Annotated in this window: 25 protein-coding genes; 5 read left to right on the top strand and 20 right to left on the bottom strand. The window is 57.9% G+C overall.

The window, feature by feature from the left end:
- Position 1: 1 nt before the first annotated feature.
- From ugpE to livK, 8 genes are all read right to left on the bottom strand, one after another.
- Positions 2-847 (bottom strand): sn-glycerol-3-phosphate ABC transporter permease UgpE, encoded by an 846-nt coding sequence (gene ugpE / locus INF73_RS05195; RefSeq protein WP_193540841.1) that lies wholly within the window; start codon positions 845-847, stop codon positions 2-4.
- Positions 844-1,731 carry a sn-glycerol-3-phosphate ABC transporter permease UgpA gene (gene ugpA, locus INF73_RS05200; RefSeq protein ID WP_193540843.1) on the bottom strand — a complete coding sequence of 296 codons (888 nt, stop codon included), beginning with the start codon at positions 1,729-1,731 and terminating at the stop codon, positions 844-846. Before ugpA ends, ugpE begins: the two co-directional genes overlap by 4 nt.
- Positions 1,732-1,837: 106 nt before the next feature.
- Positions 1,838-3,154 (bottom strand): sn-glycerol-3-phosphate ABC transporter substrate-binding protein UgpB, encoded by a 1,317-nt coding sequence (gene ugpB / locus INF73_RS05205; protein WP_023310025.1) that lies wholly within the window; start codon positions 3,152-3,154, stop codon positions 1,838-1,840.
- Between the two features lie 256 nt (positions 3,155-3,410).
- Positions 3,411-4,124 carry a high-affinity branched-chain amino acid ABC transporter ATP-binding protein LivF gene (livF, locus tag INF73_RS05210; protein ID WP_008500102.1) on the bottom strand — a complete coding sequence of 238 codons (714 nt, stop codon included), beginning with the start codon at positions 4,122-4,124 and terminating at the stop codon, positions 3,411-3,413.
- Position 4,125: 1 nt separating this feature from the next.
- A complete protein-coding gene (gene livG / locus INF73_RS05215; RefSeq protein ID WP_046886787.1) occupies positions 4,126-4,893 on the bottom strand; it encodes a high-affinity branched-chain amino acid ABC transporter ATP-binding protein LivG in 768 nt (255 codons plus the stop codon).
- Positions 4,890-6,167, bottom strand: a complete 1,278-nt coding sequence (locus INF73_RS05220) for a high-affinity branched-chain amino acid ABC transporter permease LivM (protein WP_045631383.1) — start codon at positions 6,165-6,167, stop codon at positions 4,890-4,892. The genes livG and INF73_RS05220 overlap by 4 nt, the downstream gene beginning before the upstream one ends.
- Positions 6,164-7,090, bottom strand: a complete 927-nt coding sequence (livH, locus tag INF73_RS05225; RefSeq protein WP_028015147.1) for a high-affinity branched-chain amino acid ABC transporter permease LivH — start codon at positions 7,088-7,090, stop codon at positions 6,164-6,166. Before livH ends, INF73_RS05220 begins: the two co-directional genes overlap by 4 nt.
- Positions 7,091-7,136: 46 nt before the next feature.
- A complete protein-coding gene (livK, locus tag INF73_RS05230) occupies positions 7,137-8,246 on the bottom strand; it encodes a high-affinity branched-chain amino acid ABC transporter substrate-binding protein LivK (RefSeq protein WP_028015146.1) in 1,110 nt (369 codons plus the stop codon).
- Between the two features lie 424 nt (positions 8,247-8,670).
- On the opposite strand from livK, the gene panM reads away from it, so the two are divergent.
- Positions 8,671-9,060, top strand: coding sequence for an aspartate 1-decarboxylase autocleavage activator PanM (panM, locus tag INF73_RS05235; RefSeq protein ID WP_155026468.1), 390 nt, complete (start codon positions 8,671-8,673; stop codon positions 9,058-9,060).
- A 95-nt stretch (positions 9,061-9,155) separates the two neighbouring features.
- Here panM and livJ read toward each other — a convergent pair whose 3' ends face one another.
- The 6 genes from livJ to ftsY form a co-directional block, all read right to left on the bottom strand.
- Positions 9,156-10,256, bottom strand: coding sequence for a branched chain amino acid ABC transporter substrate-binding protein LivJ (livJ, locus tag INF73_RS05240; protein WP_072201786.1), 1,101 nt, complete (start codon positions 10,254-10,256; stop codon positions 9,156-9,158).
- A gap of 197 nt (positions 10,257-10,453) precedes the next feature.
- The gene (locus INF73_RS05245) at positions 10,454-11,719 is read right to left on the bottom strand and encodes a 4-aminobutyrate--2-oxoglutarate transaminase (RefSeq protein WP_069733688.1); all 1,266 of its coding nucleotides are present in this window, start codon (positions 11,717-11,719) and stop codon (positions 10,454-10,456) included.
- 136 nt (positions 11,720-11,855) lie between these two features.
- Positions 11,856-12,713 carry an RNA polymerase sigma factor RpoH gene (gene rpoH, locus INF73_RS05250; RefSeq protein WP_028015143.1) on the bottom strand — a complete coding sequence of 286 codons (858 nt, stop codon included), beginning with the start codon at positions 12,711-12,713 and terminating at the stop codon, positions 11,856-11,858.
- Positions 12,714-12,964: 251 nt separating this feature from the next.
- The gene (gene ftsX / locus INF73_RS05255) at positions 12,965-14,020 is read right to left on the bottom strand and encodes a permease-like cell division protein FtsX (RefSeq protein ID WP_028015142.1); all 1,056 of its coding nucleotides are present in this window, start codon (positions 14,018-14,020) and stop codon (positions 12,965-12,967) included.
- On the bottom strand, positions 14,007-14,678 hold the full coding sequence (ftsE, locus tag INF73_RS05260; RefSeq protein WP_003861525.1) for a cell division ATP-binding protein FtsE: 672 nt from the start codon (positions 14,676-14,678) through the stop codon (positions 14,007-14,009). Before ftsE ends, ftsX begins: the two co-directional genes overlap by 14 nt.
- A 2-nt stretch (positions 14,679-14,680) precedes the next feature.
- Positions 14,681-16,141, bottom strand: coding sequence for a signal recognition particle-docking protein FtsY (ftsY, locus tag INF73_RS05265; RefSeq protein WP_193540845.1), 1,461 nt, complete (start codon positions 16,139-16,141; stop codon positions 14,681-14,683).
- A 127-nt stretch (positions 16,142-16,268) separates the two neighbouring features.
- Here ftsY and rsmD point away from each other — a divergent pair, with 127 nt between their 5' ends.
- Positions 16,269-16,871, top strand: coding sequence for a 16S rRNA (guanine(966)-N(2))-methyltransferase (gene rsmD, locus INF73_RS05270; RefSeq protein WP_028015140.1), 603 nt, complete (start codon positions 16,269-16,271; stop codon positions 16,869-16,871).
- Positions 16,855-17,136, top strand: a complete 282-nt coding sequence (locus tag INF73_RS05275; protein ID WP_014882110.1) for a DUF1145 family protein — start codon at positions 16,855-16,857, stop codon at positions 17,134-17,136. Before rsmD ends, INF73_RS05275 begins: the two co-directional genes overlap by 17 nt.
- A gap of 60 nt (positions 17,137-17,196) precedes the next feature.
- On the opposite strand, the gene INF73_RS05280 is transcribed toward INF73_RS05275, so the two are convergent.
- On the bottom strand, positions 17,197-17,553 hold the full coding sequence (locus INF73_RS05280) for a DUF2500 domain-containing protein (protein ID WP_028015139.1): 357 nt from the start codon (positions 17,551-17,553) through the stop codon (positions 17,197-17,199).
- A gap of 129 nt (positions 17,554-17,682) precedes the next feature.
- Between INF73_RS05280 and INF73_RS05285 the strand changes: the two genes are divergently transcribed.
- Positions 17,683-18,309 carry a lysoplasmalogenase gene (locus tag INF73_RS05285; RefSeq protein ID WP_193540847.1) on the top strand — a complete coding sequence of 209 codons (627 nt, stop codon included), beginning with the start codon at positions 17,683-17,685 and terminating at the stop codon, positions 18,307-18,309.
- Positions 18,310-18,385: 76 nt separating this feature from the next.
- Positions 18,386-20,557 carry a Zn(II)/Cd(II)/Pb(II) translocating P-type ATPase ZntA gene (gene zntA / locus INF73_RS05290; RefSeq protein WP_193540849.1) on the top strand — a complete coding sequence of 724 codons (2,172 nt, stop codon included), beginning with the start codon at positions 18,386-18,388 and terminating at the stop codon, positions 20,555-20,557.
- A gap of 93 nt (positions 20,558-20,650) precedes the next feature.
- On the opposite strand, the gene INF73_RS05295 is transcribed toward zntA, so the two are convergent.
- The 5 genes from INF73_RS05295 to ubiC all read right to left on the bottom strand — a co-directional run bounded on the left by INF73_RS05295 (position 20,651) and on the right by ubiC (position 25,021).
- Positions 20,651-21,937 (bottom strand): TRAP transporter large permease, encoded by a 1,287-nt coding sequence (locus INF73_RS05295; protein ID WP_126327287.1) that lies wholly within the window; start codon positions 21,935-21,937, stop codon positions 20,651-20,653.
- 10 nt (positions 21,938-21,947) lie between these two features.
- Positions 21,948-22,457 (bottom strand): TRAP transporter small permease, encoded by a 510-nt coding sequence (locus tag INF73_RS05300; protein WP_045260961.1) that lies wholly within the window; start codon positions 22,455-22,457, stop codon positions 21,948-21,950.
- 12 nt (positions 22,458-22,469) lie between these two features.
- A complete protein-coding gene (locus INF73_RS05305) occupies positions 22,470-23,441 on the bottom strand; it encodes a TRAP transporter substrate-binding protein (protein WP_028015134.1) in 972 nt (323 codons plus the stop codon).
- Positions 23,442-23,641: 200 nt separating this feature from the next.
- Positions 23,642-24,511 carry a 4-hydroxybenzoate octaprenyltransferase gene (gene ubiA, locus INF73_RS05310; RefSeq protein WP_028015133.1) on the bottom strand — a complete coding sequence of 290 codons (870 nt, stop codon included), beginning with the start codon at positions 24,509-24,511 and terminating at the stop codon, positions 23,642-23,644.
- 12 nt (positions 24,512-24,523) lie between these two features.
- On the bottom strand, positions 24,524-25,021 hold the full coding sequence (gene ubiC / locus INF73_RS05315; RefSeq protein ID WP_014882105.1) for a chorismate lyase: 498 nt from the start codon (positions 25,019-25,021) through the stop codon (positions 24,524-24,526).
- Positions 25,022-25,165 lie beyond the last annotated feature (144 nt).

The raw sequence follows: 25,165 nt of genomic DNA on the forward strand, positions 1-25,165 counted from the left end.
CTTATTTCTCGCTATCGACCAGGCCGCGGACAAACGCGCGCTGCATGGCTAAAACAATGACTACGGGTGGGATTAGGGTGAGCAGCATCGCCGCCATCACCTGGTTCCAGAGGGTGGTGCCTTCGCCGGTGGCAATCATGCCTTTGATGCCCGCCACGGCGGTGCCGAGGTTGACGTCCTGAATAATCAGCAGCGGCCACAGGTACTGGTTCCAGCCGTAGATAAAGGTGATCACAAACAGCGCCGCAAGGTTGGTTTTCGACAGCGGCAGCACGATGTCGCGGAAGAAGCGCATCGCCGAGGCGCCGTCGATGCGCGCGGCCTCAATCAGCTCGTCCGGCAGGGTCATAAAGAACTGGCGGAACAGGAAGGTGGCGGTCGCCGAGGCCATCAGCGGCAGGGTTAAGCCCGCGTAGCTGTCCAGCATCTTCAGGTTGGCGATCACCTCCACCGTCGGGAAGATACGCACCTCCACCGGCAGCATCAGGGTGATGAAAATCATCCAGAAGAACAGGTTACGCAGCGGAAAGCGGAACCAGACGATGGCGAAGGCCGACAGCATCGACACCGTGATTTTGCCCACCGTAATGCCGAACGCCATGATGAAGCTGTTGAGCATCATCAGCCAGAACGGCGCGCTGTTGGCGCCCACGCCCTGGGTCCAGATGGTTTTCATGTTCTCGAAAAGATGCCCGCCCGGGATCAGCGTCATCGGCGTGTCGAACACCGCTTTGGTGTCCAGCGTGGCGGCGACAAAGGCCACGTACAGCGGGAACAGGATGACGATAATCCCTAAAATCAGCATGGTATGGCTGAAAATCGTCAGCCCGCGACGGTTCTCAATCATTGGTAGCGCACCTTACTTTCAACATAGCGGAACTGCACCACCGTGAGGATGATGACGAGGAACATCAGCACGACGGACTGCGCGGCAGAAGCAGAGAGATCCAGCCCCGCAAAACCTTCGCGGTAGATCTTATAAATAAGCGTCGTTGTCGCCTGCACCGGGCCGCCCGCGGTGGCCGCGTCAATCACCGGGAAGGTGTCGAAGAAGGCGTAGACGAGGTTAACCACCAGCAGGAAGAAGCTCACCGGGGCGATCAGCGGCAGCGACAGCCTGAAGAAGCGCCGAATCGGCCCTGCGCCGTCAATCGCGGCGGCCTCCACCAGTGAACGCGGGATGGACTGCAGCGCGGCAAAGAAGAACAGGAAGTTATAGCTGATCTGCTTCCACACCGAGGCGAACACCACCAGGAACATCGCCTGACCGCTGTTCTGGGCGTGGTTCCAGTCGTAGCCGAACTCTGCCATGAAGTGAGTAATCAGCCCGCGTCCGGGGTTAAACAGGAAGATCCACAGTACGGCGGCGACGGCGGGGGCCACGGCGTAAGGCAACAGCATCAGGGTCTGATACAGGCGGCTGCCGCGCACCACGTAGTCCACCAGCGCGGCGAAAAACAGCGAGGCAACAAGGCCGCTGACGGTCACCAGCGCGCTGAACCTGATCGTCGTCCAGAAGGAGTCCAGGTAGTAGCTGTCATGGAATAGCGCGGTAAAGTTGTCCAGCCCGACGAACTGGCTGGAGAGCCCGAACGGATCGACGCTTTGTACCGAGTACCACAGCGCTTCGCCCGCAGGCCAGATAAAGAAGATAACGGTGATGACCAGCTGAGGCGCGACCAACAGGTACGGCAGCCAGCGGGAGCGAAACACCGGACGGGATGAGGACATGGAGATTGGGTTCCTGAACAATGCCGGGTGGCGGCTGCGCCTTACCCGGCCTGGATGGGGCACGTCGTAGGCCCGGTAAGCGCAGCGCCACCGGGTGAATCACAAATTACGATTTCGTCGACTGCTCAAAGCGGCGCAGCAGCTGATTCCCGCGCTCTACTGCGGAATCCAGCGCCTGCTGTGGCGTTTTCTTCCCGGTCCACACGCTTTCAAGCTCTTCATCCACGATGGTGCGGATCTGCGGCATGTTGCCCAGACGGAGGCCTTTAGTGAACGGCAACGGCGGCTTGTTCAGCATCTGACGCGTCGCGATGTCCGCACCCGGGTTTTTGCTGTAGAAGCCCTGCTCGCGGGTCAGATCGTACGCGGCTTTGGTGATCGGCAGGTAGCCGGTCTTCTGGTGCCACTCGGCGGCATTTTCCGGCTTCGCCAGGAAGTCGAGGAACTCGGCGACGCCTTTGTAGGTGCCCTTATCTTTACCCTGCATCACCCACAGGCTCGCCCCGCCGATGATGGCGTTCTGCGGCGCGCCTTTTACGTCGGCGTCGTACGGCATCATGCCCACGCCGTAGTTGAATTTGGCGTAGTGGCGGATATCCGCCAGCGAGCCGGACGAGGCGGTGGTAATGGCGCAGTCGCCGTTGTAGAACTTCTCGGTGGATTCGTCTTTACGCCCGAAGTAGCTGAAGTCGCCCTTCTTGTTCAGATCGGCAAGCAGCGCAATGTGCTTCACCTGCTCCGGTTTGTTGAACTCGAGTACCGCATCGGTGCCGTCGAAGCCGTTGTTTTTGGTGGCAACCGGCAGGCCGTGCCAGGCGCTGAAGTTCTCAATCTGGATCCAGCCCTGCCAGCCGCTGGCGTAGCCGCACTTCATGCCCGCCGCTTTCAGCTTCGCGGTGTATTCGGCCAGGTCCTGCCAGGTTTTTGGCGGCTGCTCCGGATCTAAACCGGCTTTTTTGAAGGCGTCTTTGTTGTAGTACAGCACCGGTGTGGAGCTGTTAAACGGCTGGGACAGCAGGTGACCGGTTTTGGAATCGGTATAGTAACCCGCTACGGTCGGCACGAACTGGGATTCATCGAAGTTGATGCCCGCCTCTTTGAACACTTCATACACCGGCTTGATGGCTTTGGAGGCCATCATGGTGGCGGTGCCCACTTCATAAACCTGTAACAGTGCAGGCGCGTTGCCGGTACGGAAGGCGGCGATGCCCGCGCTCAGGCTCTGCTCGTAGTTACCTTTGTACACCGGCACAATTTTGTAATCCGGATGGGTGTCGTTGAAACGCTGCGCCAGGGAGTCAACCTCTTTACCCAACTCCCCTTCCATGGAATGCCAGAACGGAATGGTGGTCACAGCCATTGCGTTCGTCGCAAAAGCCAGACCCAGTGCCAGACCCAAAGCTGTGTGTCGTAACGATGTCATTGTCATCTCTCTTATTGTGCCGGATGCGCGATATCACGCGTTTTATGCTCGCGAGGTAACATGACATGCTCGAATGACAGAAAAATAACTGTTTGTTTACAGATAAGTGACAGTAAAGGGTCAGGGGGATGATGGTTGTGTGAAGGGAATTAGGTGCTTCATTGGGTGCGGTCTGGTGCCCTCACCCCGGCCCTCTCCCACAGGGAGAGGGAGAAAACACTAAAAAAGGCAACTTGCGTTGCCTTTTTGCTTTTATCTAACCGCCTAAATACGCGCTCCGCACCGCTTCGTTCGCCAGCAGCGCGTCGCCGGTGTCTTCCAGCACCACGCGGCCGTTCTCCAGCACGTAGCCACGGTCAGCGAGCTTCAGCGCCTGGTTGGCGTTCTGCTCGACGAGGAAGATGGTCATCCCCTCTTTACGCAGCTGTTCGATGGTGTCGAAGATCTGCTGGATGATGATCGGCGCCAGGCCGAGCGACGGCTCGTCCAGCAGCAGCAGGCGCGGCTGGCTCATCAGCGCGCGGCCAATCGCCAGCATCTGCTGTTCACCGCCGGACATGGTGCCCGCACGCTGAATGCGGCGCTCCCACAGGCGCGGGAAGAGTTCGTACACCCACTTGATGCGGGTCTGGTATTCATCGCGGTGAGCGAAGAACCCGCCCATCGCCAGGTTCTCTTCCACCGTCATACGCGAGAAGACGCGACGCCCTTCCGGGACAATCGCCACCGCCTCACGCATGATTCTGGCCGTCTGCCAGTCGGTAATGTCCTTACCATCGAACACAATCCGCCCGCTGGTGGCGCGCGGGTCGCCGCACAGGGTGCCGAGCAGCGTGGTTTTACCCGCGCCGTTGGCGCCAATCAGGGTAACGATTTCACCCTGATTGATGTGCAGGCTGACGTCGTGCAGCGCCTGGATCTTGCCGTAGTGCGCGTTGACCTTGTCGAACGTTAACATCGCTTTTTCCATCTTATGCCTCACCAAGGTATGCGCGGATCACGTCCGGGTTGTTGCGGATCTCTTCCGGCGTGCCGTTTGCCAGCGGCGTGCCCTGGTTAACCACGTAGATACGGTCCGAAATACCCATCACCAGCTTCATGTCGTGCTCAATCAGCAGGATGGTGGTGTCGTGATGATCGCGCAGCTCGGCAATCAGCTCGTCCAGCTCTTTGGTCTCTTTTGGGTTGAGGCCGGCCGCCGGTTCGTCGAGCATCAGGATCTCCGGCTGGGTCACCATGCAGCGCACGATCTCCAGTCGACGCTGGTCGCCATAGGCCAGGTTGCTCGCCTGACGGTTGGCGTGCTGGAGCAGGCCGATACGGTCGAGCCAGGTGGCAGCGCGATCGAGCGCCTCCTCCTGCGCGCGGCGGAAGGCCGGGGTTTTCAGCAGGCCGGAGAACAGGCCGGTTTTCAGCTGCTGATGCTGTGCCACCAGCAGGTTCTCAATCACCGTCATCTCGCGGAACAGGCGCACGTGCTGGAAGGTACGTACCACGCCCATGCGGGCAATCTGCTGGCCCGGCAGCCCTTCAAGGTGCTGTTCGCGCAGCATGATGGTGCCGCCCGTCGGCTTGTAGAAACCGGTCAGGCAGTTAAAGACCGTGGTTTTCCCCGCGCCGTTCGGGCCAATCAGGGAGACGATCTCTTTTTTATGCAGGTCCAGGTTCACGTTGTTGACCGCCAGCAGGCCGCCAAAACGCATCATCAGACCGTTTACGGATAATAATGGCTGACTCATGCCTGCTCTCCTTTCGCTTCCACATTCTTAAGCTTCAGCTGTGGACGCGTCATCGGCAGCAGACCCTGCGGACGCCAGATCATCATCAGCACCATCAAACCACCCAGCATCAGCATGCTGTATTCGTTAAAGTCGCGCATCAGCTCGCGGGAGACCACCAGCAGGATGGCCGCGAGGATAACGGCGAACTGCGAGCCCATTCCGCCGAGTACCACAATCGCCAGCACAAAGGCCGATTCGGCAAAGGTGAACGACTCGGGGCTGACGAAGCCCTGACGCGCGGCGAACAGCGTGCCGGCGAAACCGGCAAACGCGGCGCTGATGGTGAACGCGGTCAGCTTGATGCGGGTCGGGTTCAGGCCCAGAGAGCGGCAGGCGATCTCATCTTCGCGCAGCGCTTCCCACGCTCGGCCCAGCGGCATGCGCAGCAGGCGGTTGATCACGAACAGGGTGATGACCACCAGCAGCAGCGCCACCAGATAGAGCCAGATCACGCGGTCGGACGGGTCATATTTGATGCCAAAGAAGTTGCTGAAGGTATCCCAGCCGCCTTCGCGGGCGGTACGGCTGAACTCCAGGCCAAAGAAGGTCGGTTTTGGGATCTGGCTGATGCCGTTCGGGCCGCCGGTCACTTCGGTGTTGTTGAGCAGCAGGATACGGACGATTTCACCGAAGCCTAAGGTCACAATCGCCAGGTAGTCACCGCGCAGGCGCAGCACCGGGAAGCCGAGCAGGAAGCCTGCGGCGGCAGAGACCAGCCCCGCCAGCGGCAGGCAGGTCCAGAAGCCCAGGCCGTAATAGTGGTTCAGCAGCGCAAAGGTATAAGCGCCGATAGCGTAGAAACCGCCGTAGCCCAGCACCAGCAGGCCGGACAGCCCCACCACCACGTTCAGACCGAGGCCGAGGATCACGTAAATCATGGTCAGGGTGGCGATGTCCACCGTGCCGCGCGACACCATAAACGGCCACGCCACGGCAGCCACCAGCAGCGCCACGAGGAACAGCTTCTGTTTTACCGTTGTACCGTCGATCGCCGGCAGGACGAATTTCGGTCCGGAGACATTTTTCAGCGTCTTCTGGAACAGCGGGCGCAGCAGCTGGAACAGGAACACCACGGCGGTGCCGATAAAGACCCACTGCCAGCGAATATCAGCTGCAGTATCGACAACGAGTTTGGTGCCATTCAGCTCAAGCTGGACGCCCATAAAGACGCTGGCCAGCACGAAGAACATGGCGGCAGAGAGCAGCGCCATTGCAAAATGCATCGGTTTCATACTTTCTCTACCTCCGGACGGCCCAGAATACCAGTAGGCATCACCAGCAGAACCAGAATCAGCAGGGCAAACGACACCACGTCTTTATATTCGGTGCTCAGGTACGCCGAGGAGAGCGCTTCCGCCACGCCCAGGATCAGGCCGCCAATCATCGCGCCAGGGATACTGCCGATGCCGCCCAGTACCGCCGCGGTGAAGGCTTTCATCCCGGCCATAAAGCCGATGTACGGATTAATTACGCCGTAGAACTGGCCGAGCAGCACGCCAGCCACCGCCGCCATCGCCGCGCCAATCACGAAGGTCAGGGCGATTACGCGGTCGGTGTTGATGCCGAGCAGGCTCGCCATCTTCAGGTCTTCCGCACACGCGCGGCAGGCGCGTCCCATGCGGGAGTAGCGGATGAACAGGGTCAGGGCGAGCATGGCGACAAAGGTCACGACCCAGATCACCAGCTGCATCGTGGTAATAGAGGCAGAGAAGTTTTCGCTGGCCCCCACAATCCACTGGCCGTTAAACAGGCTTGGCAGCGCCACGTCGCGCGAACCTTCGGTCAGGCTGACGTAGTTTTGCAGGAAGATCGACATCCCAATCGCGGAAATCAGCGCAATAAGACGCTTGGAGCTGCGCACCGGCCGGTAGGCCACGCGCTCGATGCTCCAGCCGTAGGCGCTGGCGATCACAATCGCGCCAACAAACCCGGCGGCGACCAGCAGCCAGCTGCTGTCGATGCCCATCATCATCAGCGCGGCGATAATCATAAAGGAGACGTAGCTACCGATCATGTACACCTCGCCGTGGGCGAAGTTGATCATGCCGATAATGCCGTAAACCATCGTATAGCCGATGGCGATCAGCGCGTAGGTGCTTCCCAGCGTGACGCCGTTAAACATCTGCTGCAAAAAGTAGAGAAACTGCTCGGACATATGCAAACCTTTTTATACCCGCCCGGTGAGCCGGGCGGTGGGATAATTATTTGGCGACCGAGGACGAACCGTCGGCGTGCCACTTAAAGACACCAAACTCAAATCCCTTCAGATCGCCTTTCTCATCCCAGTTCAGCGGCCCAATCACGGTGTTCGCCCCGTGTGCTTTTAAATCTTTCACCAGATCCAGCGGCTCTTTGCTGCCGGTACGCTCCAGCGCGGTTGCCAGAGACTGCACGGCCGCGTAGGTGATCCAGACGTATGGACCACTCGGATCTTTCTTCTGCGCCTTGAGCGCATCCACGATAGCCTTGTTGGCCGGATCCTGGTCATAGCGTTTTGGCATCGTCACCAGCATGCCTTCGGCAGAATCCCCTGCGATGTTCGACAGGGAGGCGTTGCCCACGCCCTCTGGCCCCATAAACTGGGTTTTCAGACCGGTGGCGCGCGCCTGGCGCAGCATCTGGCCCATTTCCGGGTAGTAGCCGCCGTAGTAGACGAAGTCGATGTTCTCTTTTTGCAGACGGGCGATCAGCGCGGAGAAGTCTTTTTCGCCTGCGGTAATGCCGTCGAAGAAGACGATGTTCGCGCCGCCCTTTTTCAGGCCGTCCTGCACGGAGCGCGCCAGGCCTTCGCCGTACTGCTGCTTGTCATGAATGATGGCGATACGCTGTGGCTTAACGGTCTCGAGGATGTATTTGGCCGCGGTTGGCCCCTGGGAGGAGTCCAGCCCGGCGGTACGCATGATGTGCTGGTAACCGCGCTGGGTCAGCTCCGGGTTGGTGGCGCCCGGAGTGATCATCAAAATACCTTCGTCTTCGTAGATATCGGACGCGGGCTGGGTGGAGGATGAGCACAGGTGGCCGATGACGTACTGAATCCCGTCGTTGACGATTTTGTTGGCGACCGCAACGGCCTGTTTCGGATCGCAGGCGTCGTCATACTCCACGCCTACCAGCTTGTCGCCCTTGATGCCGCCTTTGGCGTTGATGTCTTTGATGGCCTGACGCGCGCCGTTAAACTCCATGTCACCCCACTGGGCAACAGGGCCGGACATCGCACCGACTACCGCAACTTTAATCTCTTCCGCCATGGCCGCATGCGAGATCGCCAGTGCAACCATTCCCGCGATAAATGTCTTCGCGTTCCTTTTCATCTCAGAATCCCCATTCGTGATGTCGTGTTTATATTTTGTTTTATTATGGTTAAAAAGCATTCTGTACTTTTAATGAACAACGCTATTTTTACCAGTGCCTTTAATGGTTTAGCGCAGTTTTTTGTCAAAAACCAGACTAAAATCTCTATTTTTCAGGAGATTAAGGAAAGATAATATTCTGAAATCAGGCAGAGATAAACAAATAAAAGTGCAGTTTGCAGCATAAAATAACGGTACAAAGCGCCGAATAAATCACTGCCATTCAGGTTAAAATTCTGCTTATTTTTCGATCCATGTGTTTTCACACTGCCCATTGCATTGCTAAAAAACTAATCACCTGGTTAATGAGAATAAAAAGAGGAAGCCGCTGAGTGAATAAATTGAGTACACTGCCTCTACTCAATTTGATTTGGACAAGCTGCTAATGAAACTGACTATCGTGCGTCTGGTGACCTTTAGCGACCAGGATCATATCGACCTGGGCAAGATCTGGCCGGAATATTCCCCTTCGTCGCTGCAAGTCGACGAGAACCATCGCATTTATGCCGCGCGCTTCAACGAGCGCCTGCTGGCCGCGGTTCGCGTGACCCTGAGCGGCACGGAGGGAGCGCTGGACTCGCTGCGCGTACGTGACGTGACCCGTCGTCGCGGTGTGGGACAGTATTTAATTGAAGAAGTGATCCGCGAAAACCCGAACGTAAACTCATGGTGGATGGCCGACGTGGGCGTGGAAGACCGCGGCGTGATGGCAGCGTTTATGCAGGCGTTAGGGTTTACGGCGCAGGAGAGCGGGTGGGAGAAGCGTTTGGGATGAATTGTGCGGTGCGGCATGATGCCCTCACCCCGGCCCTCTCCCACGGGGAGAGGGTGCAAACACTAAAATGGCAACCTTACGGTTGCCATTTGCGTTTATTTGGCGTCTGTCGCCGTTCCGTTAGCATGCCAGTCAAACACGCCGAACTCAAAGCCCTTCAGATCGCCTTTTGCGTCCCAGGAGAGCGGCCCCATCACGGTTTCCACCGTGTTGGCTTTCAGCCAGGTGGCAATCTCAGCCGGATCGGCTGACTGATTCAGACCTGCCTGCAGAGACTGCAGCGCTGCGTAGGTGGTCCAGACGAACGCGCCGCTTGGATCCTGCTTCTTCGCCTTGATGGCATCTACGATAGGTTTGTTCGCTGGCACCTGGTCGTAGTTCTTCGGCTTGGTCACCAGCAGACCTTCGGCAGATTCACCCGCGATGTTAGACAGGGAAACGTTCGCCACGCCTTCCGGGCCCATGAACTGGGTTTTCAGACCCGCCGCGCGCGCCTGGCGCAGGATCTGGCCCATTTCCGGGTGGTAGCCGCCGTAGTAAACGAAATCGATATTCTCTTTCTTCAGACGCGCCACCAGGGTGGAGAAGTCTTTCTCGCCAGCGGTGATCCCATCAAAGAAGACCACGTTGGCATTGCCTTTTTTAAGACCGTCCTGCACCGCACGGGCCAGACCTTCACCATACTGCTGTTTGTCGTGAACAATCGCGATACGCTGCGGCTTCACTTTTTCCAGAATGTACTTAGCCGCCGTTGGGCCCTGATCGGAGTCCAGACCGGTGGTACGCAGGGTCAGCTTGTAGCCGCGCGCGGTCAGCTCCGGTGCGGTCGCAGCCGGGGTGATCATCAGGATACCTTCGTCTTCGTAGATGTCAGACGCGGGCTGAGTAGAAGAGGAACACAGGTGACCGATAACGTATTTGATGCCGTCGTTGACCACTTTGTTCGCCACCGCGACCGCTTGCTTCGGGTCACAGGCATCGTCGTATTTTACGATCTGCAGTTTTTCGCCCTTGATGCCGCCCTTAGCATTAATGTCTGCAACTGCCTGTTCTGCGCCCGTAAATTCCTGGTCGCCGTACTGTGCTACCGGACCGGACATTGCGCCCACCACGGCCACTTTAATATCTGCCTGCGCCATGGTGCTGAATGCCAACGCGATACATCCTGCCAGTAACGCTTTACCCTTCATGTTCATCCTGAGATTCCCCATTATTATGGTTATTACGATTGTTGTGATGTTGTTGTGCAGCGCTTTATTTCAGTTATTGGTGTGCTGTTCGCGCTTTTTCAGCATACTCTGCTAAAACATACCCCATTTTTATGATTTTGGAATAGCTAATTTGAAATGAATATATGATAAGCCCGACAGGATTTACCGCCGGGCTGGTGGCTTTAACGTGTCAGCGACGCGGAGATAATGTCCAGCGCTTTACGGAACTGCGCTTCGGGGATGGTAAGCGGATAAAGGAAGCGGATCACGTTGCCGTAAACGCCGCAGCTCAGGAGCAGCAGCCCTTCGTTCAACGCGCGCTCCTGCACCTGACGGGTAAATTCCGGCGACGGTTGTCCGGATTGCGGATCGTTAAACTCTACCGCGACCATCGAGCCCTGGGCACGGATGTCGGCGATGAACGGGCAGTTTTCCTTCGCTTTGTTGAGCACTTCTACCAGATGATGGCCGAGATGCGCCGAGCGCGTGCAGAGATCTTCCTCATCAATCACGTCCAGCACCGCGTGGGCCGCGGCAATCGCCAGCGGGTTACCTGCGTAGGTACCGCCCAGACCGCCAGGTGCAGGCGCGTCCATCACCTCGGCGCGGCCCGATACCGCTGAGAGCGGCATCCCGCCCGCGAGGCTTTTTGCCATGGTGATCAGGTCCGGCTTCACGCAGTGGTGTTCCATCGAGAACAGCTTGCCGGTGCGGGCGAAGCCGCTTTGCACCTCGTCGGCAATCAGCAAAATTCCGTGGGTATCGCACAGGGCGCGCAGCGCCTGCATAAAATCAGCGGGCGCAATGTTGAACCCGCCCTCTCCCTGAACCGGTTCGAGAATAATGGCCGCCACCTGGTCTGGGGCGATATCCGCCTTAAAGATGCGCTCCAGGCTTTTTAATGCTTCCGCCGTGCTGATGCCGTGCAGATCGTCAGGGAATTGAGCGTGGTATACCGAACCGGGGAACGGGCCGAAACCCAGCTTGTACGGCGCGACCTTACCGGTCAGCGCCATGGTCATAAAGGTGCGACCGTGGAACGCGCCGCCGAAGGTGATAAGGCCGGGGCGTCTGGTATACGCGCGGGCAATTTTGACCGCGTTTTCGACCGCTTCAGCACCCGTCGAGAAGAAGGCGGTTTTGGCCGGGCCGTCAATCGGCACGCGCTGGTTGATGCGCTCGGCAAGCGCCACATAGCCCTCATACGGCACAATCTGGTAGGCCGTGTGGGTAAAAGCGTGGAGTTGTTTTTCGATAGCGGAGATAACTTTCGGATGGCGATGGCCAGTATTCAGCACCGCGATCCCGGCGGCGAAGTCGATGTACTCATTGCCTTCCACGTCCCACACCGTGGCGTTTTCGGCTTTATCAGCATAGAAGTTACACATCACGCCGATGCCGCGCGGCGTCGCCTGTAAACGCCGGTCGTTCAGTTCGTTATTTTTCACCCTGTCCCCCTGAGAAAATCGCCTGCTTAGCGCATCAGTAAGTGTTTGCCAGGGGGGAGAAATTCGCCAGAGCGGGCGCTAAAAAAACAGAACCCCCGAATTTGCATTCGAGGGCTCTCGGTGTACTTCGCGGTAATTACGCTTCGATAGCAGCGCGAAGTTTTTTCATGGCGTTCTTTTCAAGCTGACGGACACGTTCAGCAGAAACGCCGTAGCGGTCGGCCAGCTCCTGCAGCGTGGACTTGTTGTCTTCGTCCAGCCAGCGGGCGCGGATAATGTCCTGGCTACGCTCGTCGAGGCCTTCCATCGCATGGGTCAGCTTGTTCGCGGCCTGATCTTCCCAGTTGTCCTCTTCAATGCCGTCGGCAAAGTTAGAGGTTTTATCCTGCAGATACAGAACCGGTGCCATCGGCTGGCTGTCAGATGCGTCGTCGTCGGAGGACATATCAAAGGTCATGTCCTGCGCGGCCATACGGGATTCCATCTCACGGACGTCTTTGCTGGATACACCCAGCTCGCGCGCCACCATTTCCACTTCATCCTGATTGAACCAGCCCAGACGCTGCTTGGTTTTACGCAGGTTGAAGAACAGCTTACGTTGCGCTTTTGTCGTGGCGACTTTCACGATACGCCAGTTGCGCAGCACGTATTCATGAATTTCTGCTTTGATCCAGTGTACGGCGAAGGAGACCAGTCGCACGCCCACTTCCGGGTTAAAGCGACGTACAGCCTTCATCAGGCCGATGTTACCTTCCTGAATCAAGTCCGCCTGCGGCAGGCCATAGCCCGCATAGTTACGAGCAATGTGAACAACAAAGCGCAGGTGAGACAGGATCAGCTTTTTCGCTGCTTCCAGATCGCCCTGGTAATGCAGCTTTTCAGCAAGCTCCTTTTCTTCCTCGGCCGTTAACATCGGCCAGGTGTTCGCAGCCCGGATGTAAGATTCCAGGTTACCAACAGGGGCTAAAGCTAAAGTTTGCATTTCTTTGGTCATTCATTCCTCTCAATGTTTCTTCTGGTCCAGGCTGTCCCCGTCAGGCAACAACCATGCCAAAGCGTTTGAGCAACGAGATTAGCATTCACTCTTTTATCAGACAGTGATTTTATCCACAAGTTCCAGGTGCAACGGTGAATAAATTACGCACAAAATGTGACATGGAGATGATAACAGGGGAAGAGACAACAGGGACGCTTTCCCTGCAGAGCGAACATCTCGGTGCAGGGAAAGATTATATCACGCTTTTATTAGTCGGGAGTAAAGTGGCGTAAATGTTGAACCGTTGCCAGCCATGCGGCAATCCAGCCGATCATGGAGCACACCAGCAGCAATAGCAGGCACTCATCGAAGCCTAAGCCACTGATATCAAACTTAGTTCCGAAAACCTGCGCCACTTCTGTGACGGCAGACGAAAGCCGCATCACCAAAATTTCTGACAATATCAGTGAAAGAAATGCGCCGGAGAAACCGAGAAGTGCGCCACCGTAGAGGAACGGACGCAGGATGAAACCATCCGTTGCGCCAATCAGTTTCTGCACGTTGATGGTATCGCGACGCGCAAAGATGCTCAGACGCACGCTGTTACCGATGACGAGGAATACCGCCGCCACCATCAGCACGCCGATCATCGCCGACACGCGCCCCACCAGCCCGGTCAGCGCCGCAAGACGGGCAAACCAGCTGTCGTCCATGCGCACTTCATCAATCCCGTTGATGCGTGTGATGCGGTCGCGCAGGGTGTTGAGCGAATCGGTTCCCTGGAAATCCAGCTTCGGGATCACCACCGCCACGGCGGGCAGCGGGTTCTCTTCCAGCATGTCCAGCGCGCCGCCAAAGCCTGACCAGTTACGGAACTCGCCCAACGCTTCTTCACGGGAGAGATAATTCACCTTCTCCACGCCCTGCTCGGCCTGAATTTGCCCGACCACCTGCGCCGCCGCGTTATCGTCGAGCGCTTTATCCAGATAAACGGTGATCTGCGGTGACGGGTAATACTGCGACGCCGCCTGGTTGACGTTCTTATAGACCATGTAGCAGACGCTTGGCAGCGTCAGGGAGATGGCAATCACCATCACCGTCAGGAACGTCGCCAGCGGTTTGCTTTTCAGGTCCTGCAGCGCGCCGTGGAAGGCGTAGCGCACCTGTTCGTTAAACACGTTGGTCTTGCGGGAGGCCGGTTTCGGCGCCGCTTTCTGGCGCTTAGGCGCATTACGATTGCCGTCACCGCCGCCCTGCGGCTTACGGAAACGGTCGAACCGGTTCCCGAACTGCCGAATCTGGTTCATTGCATCACGCTTGTTCACCGTGGCCTCCGTGCAAATGCCCGTCGCTCAGGGTCAGCATGCGGTACGAACGACGGGAAATCAGCCCCATGTCGTGCGTCGCCATCAGTACCGTTACCCCTACGCGGTTGAATTCCTCAAACAGACGCAAAATCCCTTCGGACAGGGCATCGTCCAGGTTACCGGTCGGTTCATCCGCCAGCAGTACGGCAGGCTTGTTCACCACCGCGCGGGCGATGCCCACGCGCTGCTGTTCACCGCCGGAAAGCTGGATCGGGAAGTTCTTCGCTTTGTCCAGCAGCCCGACCTTGTCCAGCGCCGCAGAGACGCGACGGCGGATATCGTCATAGCTGGCGCCGGCAATAATCAGCGGGATCGCCACGTTATCGAAAACGGTGCGATCCATCAGCAGGTGGTGATCCTGGAAAATCATGCCGATCTGACGACGCAGAAACGGCACTTCGCGGTTTTTCAGACGGCTAATTTCGTGGCCGCTGAACCAGATTTTCCCGGCGCTTGGCCGTTCGATCCCACAGATAAGCTTGAGCAGGGTACTTTTCCCCGCGCCGGAATGGCCGGTCAGGAATGCCATCTCGCCTGGCTGCAGGTGGAACGTCACCCCCTGCAGCGCTTGTCTCCCACCGAGATAGGCCTTGCTGACGTGTTCAAAGCGAATCATTGTTAGTCCTCTCGGGCAAATAATGCCTCAATAAAGTCGTCCGCCTTAAACGGACGCAAATCCTCAATACGCTCGCCCACACCGATGTAGCGGATAGGAATGCCGAACTGGTCGGCCACGGAGAAGATCACCCCGCCTTTCGCGGTGCCGTCCAGTTTGGTCAGCGTGATCCCCGTCAGCCCTACCGCTTCATGGAACAGCTTCGCCTGGCTAATGGCGTTCTGCCCGGTGCTGGCGTCGATAGTCAGCATAATTTCATGCGGTGCATCTTCGTCCAGCTTCTTCATGACGCGGACGATTTTCTTCAGCTCTTCCATCAGGTGCGATTTGTTTTGCAAACGCCCTGCGGTGTCGGCAATCAGCACGTCCACGTTGCGCGACTTCGCCGCCTGGATGGCATCGAAAATCACGGATGCGGAATCCGCGCCGGTGTGCTGGGCAATCACCGGAATGTTGTTGCGCTGGCCCCACACCTGGAGCTGCTCAACCGCTGCCGCACGGAAGGTATCGCCCGCCGCCAGCATCACCGATTTGCCCTGCTGCTCAAACTGGCGCGCCAGCTTGCCGATGGTGGTGGTTTTACCCACGCCGTTAACGCCAACCATCAGAATAACAAATGGCGTTTTGCCTTCAATATTAAGCGGTTCGTCAACTTTTGCGAGAATTTCACCCATCTCGTCTTTCAGCAGGCCGTACAGCGCCTCGGCGTCGCGCAGCTGTTTGCGGCTCGCCCCTTCGGTCAGGTTGGCGATGATCTTACGGGTAGTTTCCACGCCCACGTCCGCAATCAGCAACTGCTCTTCCAGCTCTTCAAACAGATCGTCGTCGATCTTCTTGCCGCGGAAAAGACTGATAAATCCGGAACCTAAGTTTTCTTTGGTTTTTAACAGGCTGCGCTTCAGGCGCGCGAAGAAACCTTCTTTGGTCGGTTTTTCCTGCTCCTGAACGATCTCTTCTTCGGCCTGCTCTTCCACCGGCACGACAATTACCGCTTCTTCAGCCGCTTCCGCCGCCAGCGCCTGAGCTTCCAGCTCTTCGTCGGTCAGCTCTGGCTCAAGTGCCGCCTCTTCTTCCACCGCCTCAACGATTTCAACGGTTTCCGCTTCGGCCTGCCACTCTTCGGCAGAAACCTCTTCAGCTTTAACCTCTTCGGGCAGCGGCAGCGCTTCGTGTTCGATAGCGGCCTGCGGCGCTTCGGTAAGGGTTTCTACGATAACCGGCTCTGGCTTCTCGCTCTCCTGAACCTGCTCAGTGACCTCAACCACCTCTTCAGCAAAGGATTCAATCTCTTCTTTGCTGTGCGCTGGTTCTTCCGCTTCGACAATCGCAGCGGTTTCGACAGGCGTTTCAAGCTGTGACTGCTCTTCTACAACCTGTTGCTCTTCGGTTTTCTGTTCTGTTTCTTGCTCTTTTTCACCGAAACCCAACCAGGAAAAGAAGCCACGTTTTTTTTGTTTTGCCATCTGCGACTACACTCCTCGCGGCGCTATATACAGGGAAGCTAAAAAAATGATGAAATAGTCTAACACTTTACTTAATTGACATCACCGCCCGCAATCGCAGGGCTATGGTTAACAGAGCTTTCCTGAGATGAAGAAACCCACCCGCGCCCCGGCCGGACAAATTCGCATTATCGGCGGTCAGTGGCGAGGCCGGAAATTACCGGTGCCGGACAGCCCCGGTTTACGCCCTACAACTGACCGCGTTCGCGAGACGCTGTTTAACTGGCTTGCCCCATCAATGGTAGACGCCCACTGCCTGGACTGCTTCGCCGGAAGCGGTGCCTTAGGGCTAGAGGCGCTATCGCGCTACGCCGCCAGCGCCACGCTGCTGGAGATGGAGCGCGGCGTTGCGCAGACGCTGCAGCAAAATCTGGCGACGCTGAAGGCGACGAACGCGAAAGTGGTCAACACCAATACGCTGAGCTTCCTCGCGCAGCAGGGTACGCCGCATAACGTGGTCTTTGTCGACCCGCCGTTCCGCAAGGGGTTGCTGGAAGAGACGTTATCCCTGCTGGAGCACAATGGCTGGCTGGCGGATGACGCGCTGATTTATGTAGAAAGCGAAGTGGAAAACGGCCTGCCACCCGTTCCCGTTCACTGGGATCTGCACCGCGAGAAGGTCGCAGGCCAGGTGGCTTATCGTCTGTATCACCGTCAGGCACAAGGAGGATCCGATGCCGGTACTGATTAACCTGGGACGCTTGCTGATGCTGGGCGTCTGGGCATTTTTGATTTTGAATCTGGTGCACCCGTTCCCGCGCCCGTTGAACATCTTTGTTAACGTGGCGCTGATTTTCACCTCGTTCATGCACGCCCTGCAGATGGTGATGCTGAAAAACGGCCTGCCGAAAGATGGCCCGCCGATGACCGGCTGGCAGCAGCTGCGGGTGTTTATTTTCGGCGTGTTTGAACTGCTGGTGTGGATGAAGAAGTTTAAGGCGCAGGTGAAGAAGTAAGGTGCGGTGTTATGCCCTCACCCTAACCCTCTCCCACGGGGAGAGGGGACCGATCGCGCATTATTCAGCCCTAAAACCTACAAAACGCGACCCTTTATAGCTCAGCGTGCCTTTCTCTCCCACCGTCAGCTGATGGTATTGCTGCGCCTCCAGGCGGAAGGTCATCTCCAGACCACCGGTTTCCGGCTTAAAGCTGGCTTCATAGCGCATGCCAGTGCCCGCAGGCGTCACCTGCTGCTGGCGAGAGCGGCGGTCATTAAGCGGTTTCTCGCGTTTGTTCGCCACCACTACGCGCTTTTGCATCAGCGGCGCGGCGTCGTTGTCCGCCTTTTCGCGGCGCTGCTGCACGAACCGAAACGAGGCGGCAATGACGATAATCGCCACCACGATAATGAAAAACAGCGGCATCTTGCTCATTGAAACATCCCATCAGATTATGCGGAATTCAGGATACCTCGCCTGCCCCGGCATTGCCAAACGCCCGCTCGCGTCACTACACTGGATCAGAAACTGATTATTCAGCCTCAACAGTTACAGGGAGTTAATATGCTTTGGTCATTTATCGCTGTCTGTTTTTCCGCATGGCTTTATGTCGATGCGTCCTATCGCGGTCCAGCCTGGCAGCGCTGGTTGTTTAAACCCGTCACGCTGCTGTTGCTTCTGCTGCTCGCCTGGCAGGCTCCGATGTTTAACGCCATCAGCTATCTGGTGCTCGCCGGGCTGTGTGCCTCCCTGATTGGTGATGCCTTAACCCTGCTGCCGCGTCAGCGCCTGCTGTATGCCGTGGGGGCATTTTTCCTCTCCCATCTGCTGTATACCATCTACTTTGCCAGCCAGATGACGCTCTCCTTCTTCTGGCCGCTACCGCTGGTGCTGCTGGTGATTGGCACGCTGCTGATTGCGGTGATCTGGTCGCGTCTAGAAGAGATGCGTCTGCCGGTATGCACGTTTATCGCCATGACGCTGGTGATGGTGTGGCTGGCCGGTGAACTGTGGTTCTTCCGCCCGACATCTCAGGCGATGTCCGCGTTCTTCGGCGCGGCGCTGCTGTTAATCGGCAATATCGTCTGGCTGGGCAGCCACTATCGCCGCCGCTTCCGCGCGGATAACGCGATTTCGTCCGCCTGCTACTTTGCCGGGCACTTCCTGATCGTGCGTTCATTGTATATCTAAATAACGCTTGACTCTGGAGTCGACTCCAGAGTGTATGCTGCGGTTAATGAGAAAATTATCATTACCGGAGACTGCCATGTCGACTCCAGAAATTCCAAAAAAAGTCCCACAATTCTCGGCGCTTAAGCTCAGCCCGGTTCCGCCGAAAGACGACTGCTGCTGCGAGGGCGCGTGCGAAACGCAGGTCGACGCGCTGCCTGAAAACGGCAACCGCTACAGCTGGGTCGTCAACGGCATGGACTGCGCGGCCTGCGCCCGCAAAGTGGAAAACGCGGTGAGGCAGGTACCGGGCGTGAACCACGCTCAGGTCCTGTTCGCCACCGAAAAGCTACTGGTCAGCGCCGAAAAAGACGTCAGTAAGCAGGTTGAAGCTGCCGTCAGCAAGGCGGGCTATACCCTGCGCAGCGAAACGGCACCTGCCGAAAAAACCTCTCCCCTGAAAGAAAACCTGCCGCTTATTACCCTCATCATCATGATGGCCCTGAGCTGGGGTCTGGAGCAGATTAACCACCCGTTCGGCAACCTGGCGTTTATTGCCACTACCCTGGTCGGGCTGTTCCCGATTGCCCGTCAGGCACTGCGCCTGGTGAGAAGCGGCAGCTGGTTTGCCATTGAAACGTTGATGAGCGTGGCGGCCATCGGCGCGCTGTTCATTGGCGCGACGGCGGAAGCGGCGATGGTGCTGCTGCTGTTCCTGATCGGCGAACGGCTTGAGGGCTGGGCAGCGAGCCGGGCGCGCAAAGGGGTGAGCGCGCTGATGGCGCTGAAGCCAGAAACCGCCACGCGGGTCAATGAAGGCAAACGTGAAACGGTCGCCATCAACACGCTGCGCCCGGGCGACGTGATTGAAGTCGCCGCGGGCGGCCGTCTGCCTGCCGATGGGGCTCTCGTTACCGCCACCGCGAGCTTTGACGAAAGCGCCCTGACCGGTGAATCCATTCCGGTGGAGCGTGCGGCAGGCGAAAAAGTCCCTGCCGGTGCCACCAGCGTCGACCGCCTGGTGCAGCTCAAAGTCCTGTCCGAGCCGGGCGACAGCGCCATCGACCGTATCCTGAAGCTGATTGAAGAGGCCGAGGAGCGCCGCGCGCCGGTCGAACGCTTTATTGACCGCTTCAGCCGGATTTACACCCCCGCCATCATGCTGGTCGCCCTGCTGGTCACCGTCGTTCCACCGCTGTTCTTCGGCGCGCCGTGGGAGGGCTGGATTTATAAAGGGCTGACCCTGCTGCTGATTGGCTGCCCGTGCGCGCTGGTGATCTCTACGCCCGCGGCGATTACCTCGGGGCTGGCGGCAGCGGCACGTCGCGGGGCGCTGATTAAGGGCGGCGCGGCGCTGGAACAGCTGAGCCAGGTTCAGCATATCGCCTTCGATAAAACCGGCACGCTGACGGTTGGCAAGCCGCAGGTCACCGGCGTCTATCCGCAGGACATCAGCGAAGACGAACTGCTGATAATGGCCGCCGCCGTTGAGCAGGGCTCCACTCACCCGCTGGCGCAGGCGATAGTGCGTGAAGCGCAGAGGCGCGGGCTGGCTATCCCTTCGGCAACCGCCCAACGGGCGCTGGTCGGGTCAGGGATTGAGGCCGTCGTCGACGGCAAAAAGGTGCTGATTGTTGCGGCGGGCGCGTTCTCTCATCCACAGGTTGAGGCGTTAGAGCAGGCCGGGCAGACGGTCGTTGCCGTGATGCAGGACGGCGTGTCGAAGGGCATGCTGGCACTGCGCGACACTCTGCGCGATGACGCCAAAGACGCCGTGGCGGCGCTGCATCAGCTGGGCGTACAGGGCGTGATCCTCACCGGCGATAACCCGCGCGCGGCGGCCGCGATTGCCGACGAGCTGGGGCTGGCGTTTAAGGCCGGATTACTGCCAGCGGATAAGGTCAGCGCGGTAACCGAACTGAACAGCCGCGCGCCGCTGGCGATGGTCGGTGACGGAATTAACGATGCCCCGGCGATGAAGGCCGCCACCCTCGGTATTGCCATGGGCAGCGGCACCGACGTGGCGCTGGAGACCGCCGACGCGGCGCTAACGCACAACCGCCTGACCGGGCTGGCGCAGATGATCGCTCTTGCGCGGGCGACGCGCGCCAATATTCGCCAGAACATCGGCATTGCGCTGGGTCTGAAGGGGATATTTCTCGTCACCACGCTGCTCGGCATGACTGGCCTGTGGCTGGCGGTGCTGGCGGATACCGGGGCGACGGTGCTGGTCACGGCTAACGCGTTGAGATTATTACGGCGGAAATAAAAACGCCCGGTAGCGGCTGCGCCTTACCGGGCCAATAACAACTCTGAACCGTAGGCCGGGTAAGGCGCAGCCGCCACCCGGCAAAAAACGGCGTTACTGCATCCCTAACATCCTCGGCAGCCACAATGATATCGCCGGGATATACGTCACCATCCCCAGCACCACCAGTAGGATGCCGTAAAATGGCAGCATCGCCCGCACCACGGTTTCAATCTTCTGCTTACTCACCGCGCTCGCCACAAACAGCACCGATCCGACCGGCGGGGTGATCAGCCCGATCCCCAGGTTAACCATCATGATCATCCCGAAGTGCACCGGGTCGATCCCCAAAGAGTTGGTCACCGGCAGCAGCACCGGCGTCAGGATCAGAATGATCGGCGCCATGTCCATCAGCGTGCCGATCAGCAGCAGCATGATGTTGAGATACATCAGGATCACGTACTTATTATCAGAGAGCGACGTGAAGAACTCGGTGATGCGCATCGGCAGCTGCATGTAGGTCATCACCGCGCCAAACGCCGCGGCAAAGCCGATTAAAATCATCACGATGGTGACGGTTTTCACCGTGCGGCACATCAGCTTCGGCAGTTCGCTCCATTTGTAGTCGCGGTAGATAAACATGGTGACGAAGAATGCCCACAGGCAGGCCACGGCGGCGGATTCCGTCGCCGTAAATATCCCGGACAAGATCCCGCCGAGGATAATCACCACCGTCATCAGCCCCCACAGGGCATCAAGTAAAATCTTCACCGCCTGCTTAAACGGGATTTTCTCACCCTTCGGGTAACCGCGCTTGTGGGCGAATCCGAGACAGAGGATCATCAGGCACAGCCCCAGCAGCAGCCCCGGCAGCACGCCGGCGATAAACAGCGTGGCGATGGAGACCGTTCCCCCCGCCGCCAGGGAATAAATCACCGAGTTGTGGCTGGGCGGGATCAGAATCGCCTGCACCGACCCGCTGGCCGTGACCGCCGCCGCGTATTCGCGCGGATAGCCCTTCTTCTCCATCTCCGGGATCATCACGCTGCCGATGGACGCTGTATCCGCCACCGACGAGCCAGAAATCGCGCCGAAGAACGTCGAGGCGACGATGTTCACCAGCGACAGCCCGCCGCGGATAAAGCCGACAAACACATAGGCGAAGTTAACCAGCCGTCGGGCAATGCCCCCTTCCGCCATGATCGCTCCGGCGAGGATGAAGAACGGGATCGCCAGCAGGGTAAATTTGTTCACCCCACTGGTGATCTGGATCATCAGCGCCTCCAGCGGTAAATCAATCCACAGCGCACCTGCCACGGCGCTCAGCCCCACGGCGAAGGCCACCGGCATCCCCAGCGCCAGCAAAATGGCGAGGGTGAATAACAAAACAAAAGCATCCATTGTTCACCCCTTAACTGTGATTGCCGATCAGCACGACCGGACGGTTTTCCTGCGCGCCAAACAGCAGGCGTTCAAGCACGAACAGAATCAAAATCGCCGACCCGATCGGCAGCGGCAGGTAGCTTTCGCCGGAAGTCAGGATCGGGAACTCCGCCACCGGCTGCTCCCACAGCTCGACGCACAGCCAGTAGCTGTACCAGCACATCAGACCGGAAATCAGCAGCATCAGCAGATCAACCACACGTACACACAGCTTTTGCAGCGACGCGGGCAGACGGTCGGTGAGCATATTGACCGCAATGTGCGACCCGGCGCGGTAGCTCACCGCCGCGCCGATGAAGGTGAACGTTACCATGCAGATAATGGCGACGGGCTCCGGCCAGGATTCGCCGCGGTTGAGCACGTAGCGTGAAAAGATGCCGATGGGGATGACAATCGTCATCACCAGCAGCGAGACACCCGCCACCGCCATGGCGAGCAGGTACAGACGGTCCATCCACTTCAGGTAGAGTTCGGACATACGTGCTCCGTATTACTGGACGTCAGCGATGGCTTTCATCAGATCCTGATGCTTGTCGCCATACTGGGCGCGCACCGGCTCTGTGGCCTTGATGAATACCGTCTTATCGATATCGTGGAACTGCACGCCGCCCGCCTTCATTTTCGCCAGCGCCTGGTCGTTATACGCATTCCACAGCTTGCGCTGTTCGAACTGCGCTTCACGGGCCAGGGTCAGGATTTTTTGCTGTTCATCAGCGCTCAGCTTGTCCCATTTCACTTTTGAATAGAGCAGCATTTCCGGGGTGATAAAGTGGCCGCTGAGGGTGTAGTTTTTAGCAACCGGCATGTAGTTGTGGGCGATAAAGGTGGGCGGGTTATTCTCCGCGCCGTCGATCACGCCGGTCTGCATGCCGCTGTAAACCTCGCTAACGCCCATCGCCACCGAGTTCGCCCCCATGTCCTTCAGCGTGGCGAGTGCCACCGGGCTGCCCTGCACGCGGATTTTCTTCCCTTTCAGATCTTCAGGTTTGACGATCGGCTCTTTGGTGATCAGGTTGCGGGTGCCGGAATCCATCCAGCCGAGGAACACCAGGCGGGATTTCGGGTTCGCGGTCAGCTTGTCGCCGATCTGCTTGCCGATATCCCCGTCGATCACTTTATGCATATGATCCTCATCGCGGAAAACGTACGGCAGGGTGAAGACTTCGATATCCGGCAGGATGGCGGCAACCGGCGCCATGGAGACGCGGATCATGTCAATCGCCCCCATCTGCGCCTGCTCAATCATCTGCTTTTCATCCCCCAGCACGCCGCCGGGGAAGACCTTAATCTCCAGCTTGCCGTCGGTTTGTTGTTTGAGTTTTTCACCCATGTGCTGAACCGCGACCACGTTCGGGTAGCCTTCAGGATGCACATCGGCGGCTTTGATGGTTTGGGCAGAAACGGTGCAGGCAAAAGCAGACAGGCACAGCGCGGCCAGTAACGGCTTGAGGGTCGTATTCATTGAGTCAGCTCCAGGGTAGCGATGTCAGCGTTAAAACAGTGTTTTATTTTTTTACGCTTAGAAAATAGACTAGCCCGGAAGAAGCGTAGGTGAAGCGCCTCACAAAAGCGCGAATTTATGAAACGATGGTTTAAATTTGTGAGGGCGGTAATGCAGGGTAACGATGCGGCCATACCCGGCGGAGCATGACCGCGCGTCAATCAGGAAAAATAGCTCATGACCAGGCCTAAAAACAGCACCAGTCCGACATAGTTATTGTTCATAAACGCTTTAAAGCAAGCTTCACGTTCGCGTTTTGCAATCAGCTTCTGCTGGTAGGCAAACAGCAGTCCTGCTACCAGTATCGACCAGTAAAATTCCCAGTTCAGCCCGTTCAGGCGCGCAATCGCGACCATCAGCGCCAGTACCGCAACCTGCAGAATGCCAATGATAAGTTTGTCCTGACGTCCAAAGAGAATGGCGGTGGATTTAATGCCAATTTTCAGGTCATCGTCGCGGTCAACCATCGCATATTGCGTGTCATACGCCACGGCCCAGAGGATGTTCGCCAGGAACATCAGCCAGCAGCTAAGCGGTAAGGACTCACTAACTGCCGCAAACGCCATCGGAATCGACCAGCCAAACGCCGCCCCCAGCACCACCTGAGGCAGATGGGTGTAGCGCTTCATAAAGGGATAAACCCAGGCCAGAGCAAGCGCCGCGACGGACAGCAGAATCGTCATGGTGTTCAGGGTTAATACCAGCAGGAAAGAGAGCAGCACCAGAACGATGAACAGTACGCGCGCTTCTTTCCCGGTCACCTGGCCGCTGGGTAGCGGGCGGTTGGCAGTGCGCTTTACGTGGCCGTCAAATTTACGATCGGCATAGTCATTCACCACGCAGCCCGCCGCGCGCATCAGCCAGACGCCGGCAACGAATACGCCCAGGATCCACAGCGGCGGCATGCCCGGCGTGGCCACCCACAGCGCCCATAAGGTCGGCCACAGCAGCAGCAACGCGCCAATGGGTTTATCGGTACGCATTAAGCGGTGATACGCCAACAGCTTATTCTGCGTCAGGGTCCACTCCATTTTTTCTTCCTCTTAGTACAACGGTGATGCCGGTAAAAATAGCTCCGTCAGGATTAACGGCTTACCGCTCAGGCGAAGGCGGGAACGGCGCCCCCACAGTTCGGCATCACGCCCAATTTCAATGAAATCCCTGGTCAGCTCAGATGAGGTGAAAAGATAACGTCCCAGCGGCGTTTTCCCCAGCCGCTGCAGCGCCAGCTCAGGCCCGGATAGGGTAGATTCGGGCACCACCGTCCGCCCGGCAAGCCAAGGTTCGCCATCGGCACAGAGTAAAATTTCACGCAGCCAGTAGCGTTCCTCTTGCGGCAACAGCGGCAGCTCGCTGGCGATCTCATCGCCGGAGACAAACCCTTCCTGTATCAGGGTTACCGTGACCGTTTTACCCTGTTGCTCAAAACGTTTTGTCATGGAATCTTCCAGCAGCAACCAGTCCAGCTGCTGCGGATCAAGCGCAGGTATTTGGTCGAAATAGCGCAGCGCACGCAGTTGCGTTAGCGCGGGGTGTGACATGCCAGACTCTCCGATACATAACGTAATGGCATTGTATCGCAGAAACGGGCAATGAGGGGGGGGCCAAACGTTATTTAACGATCACTATCGCAACATGGGCGCAACAGCCTGGCGAATACGAAAAAAAGTGCGCCCACTCAGGCG

Origin of the sequence: Enterobacter cloacae complex sp. P6RS, assembly GCF_014982245.1 — a bacterium.
Taxonomy (GTDB): Bacteria; Pseudomonadota; Gammaproteobacteria; order Enterobacterales; family Enterobacteriaceae; genus Enterobacter; species Enterobacter bugandensis.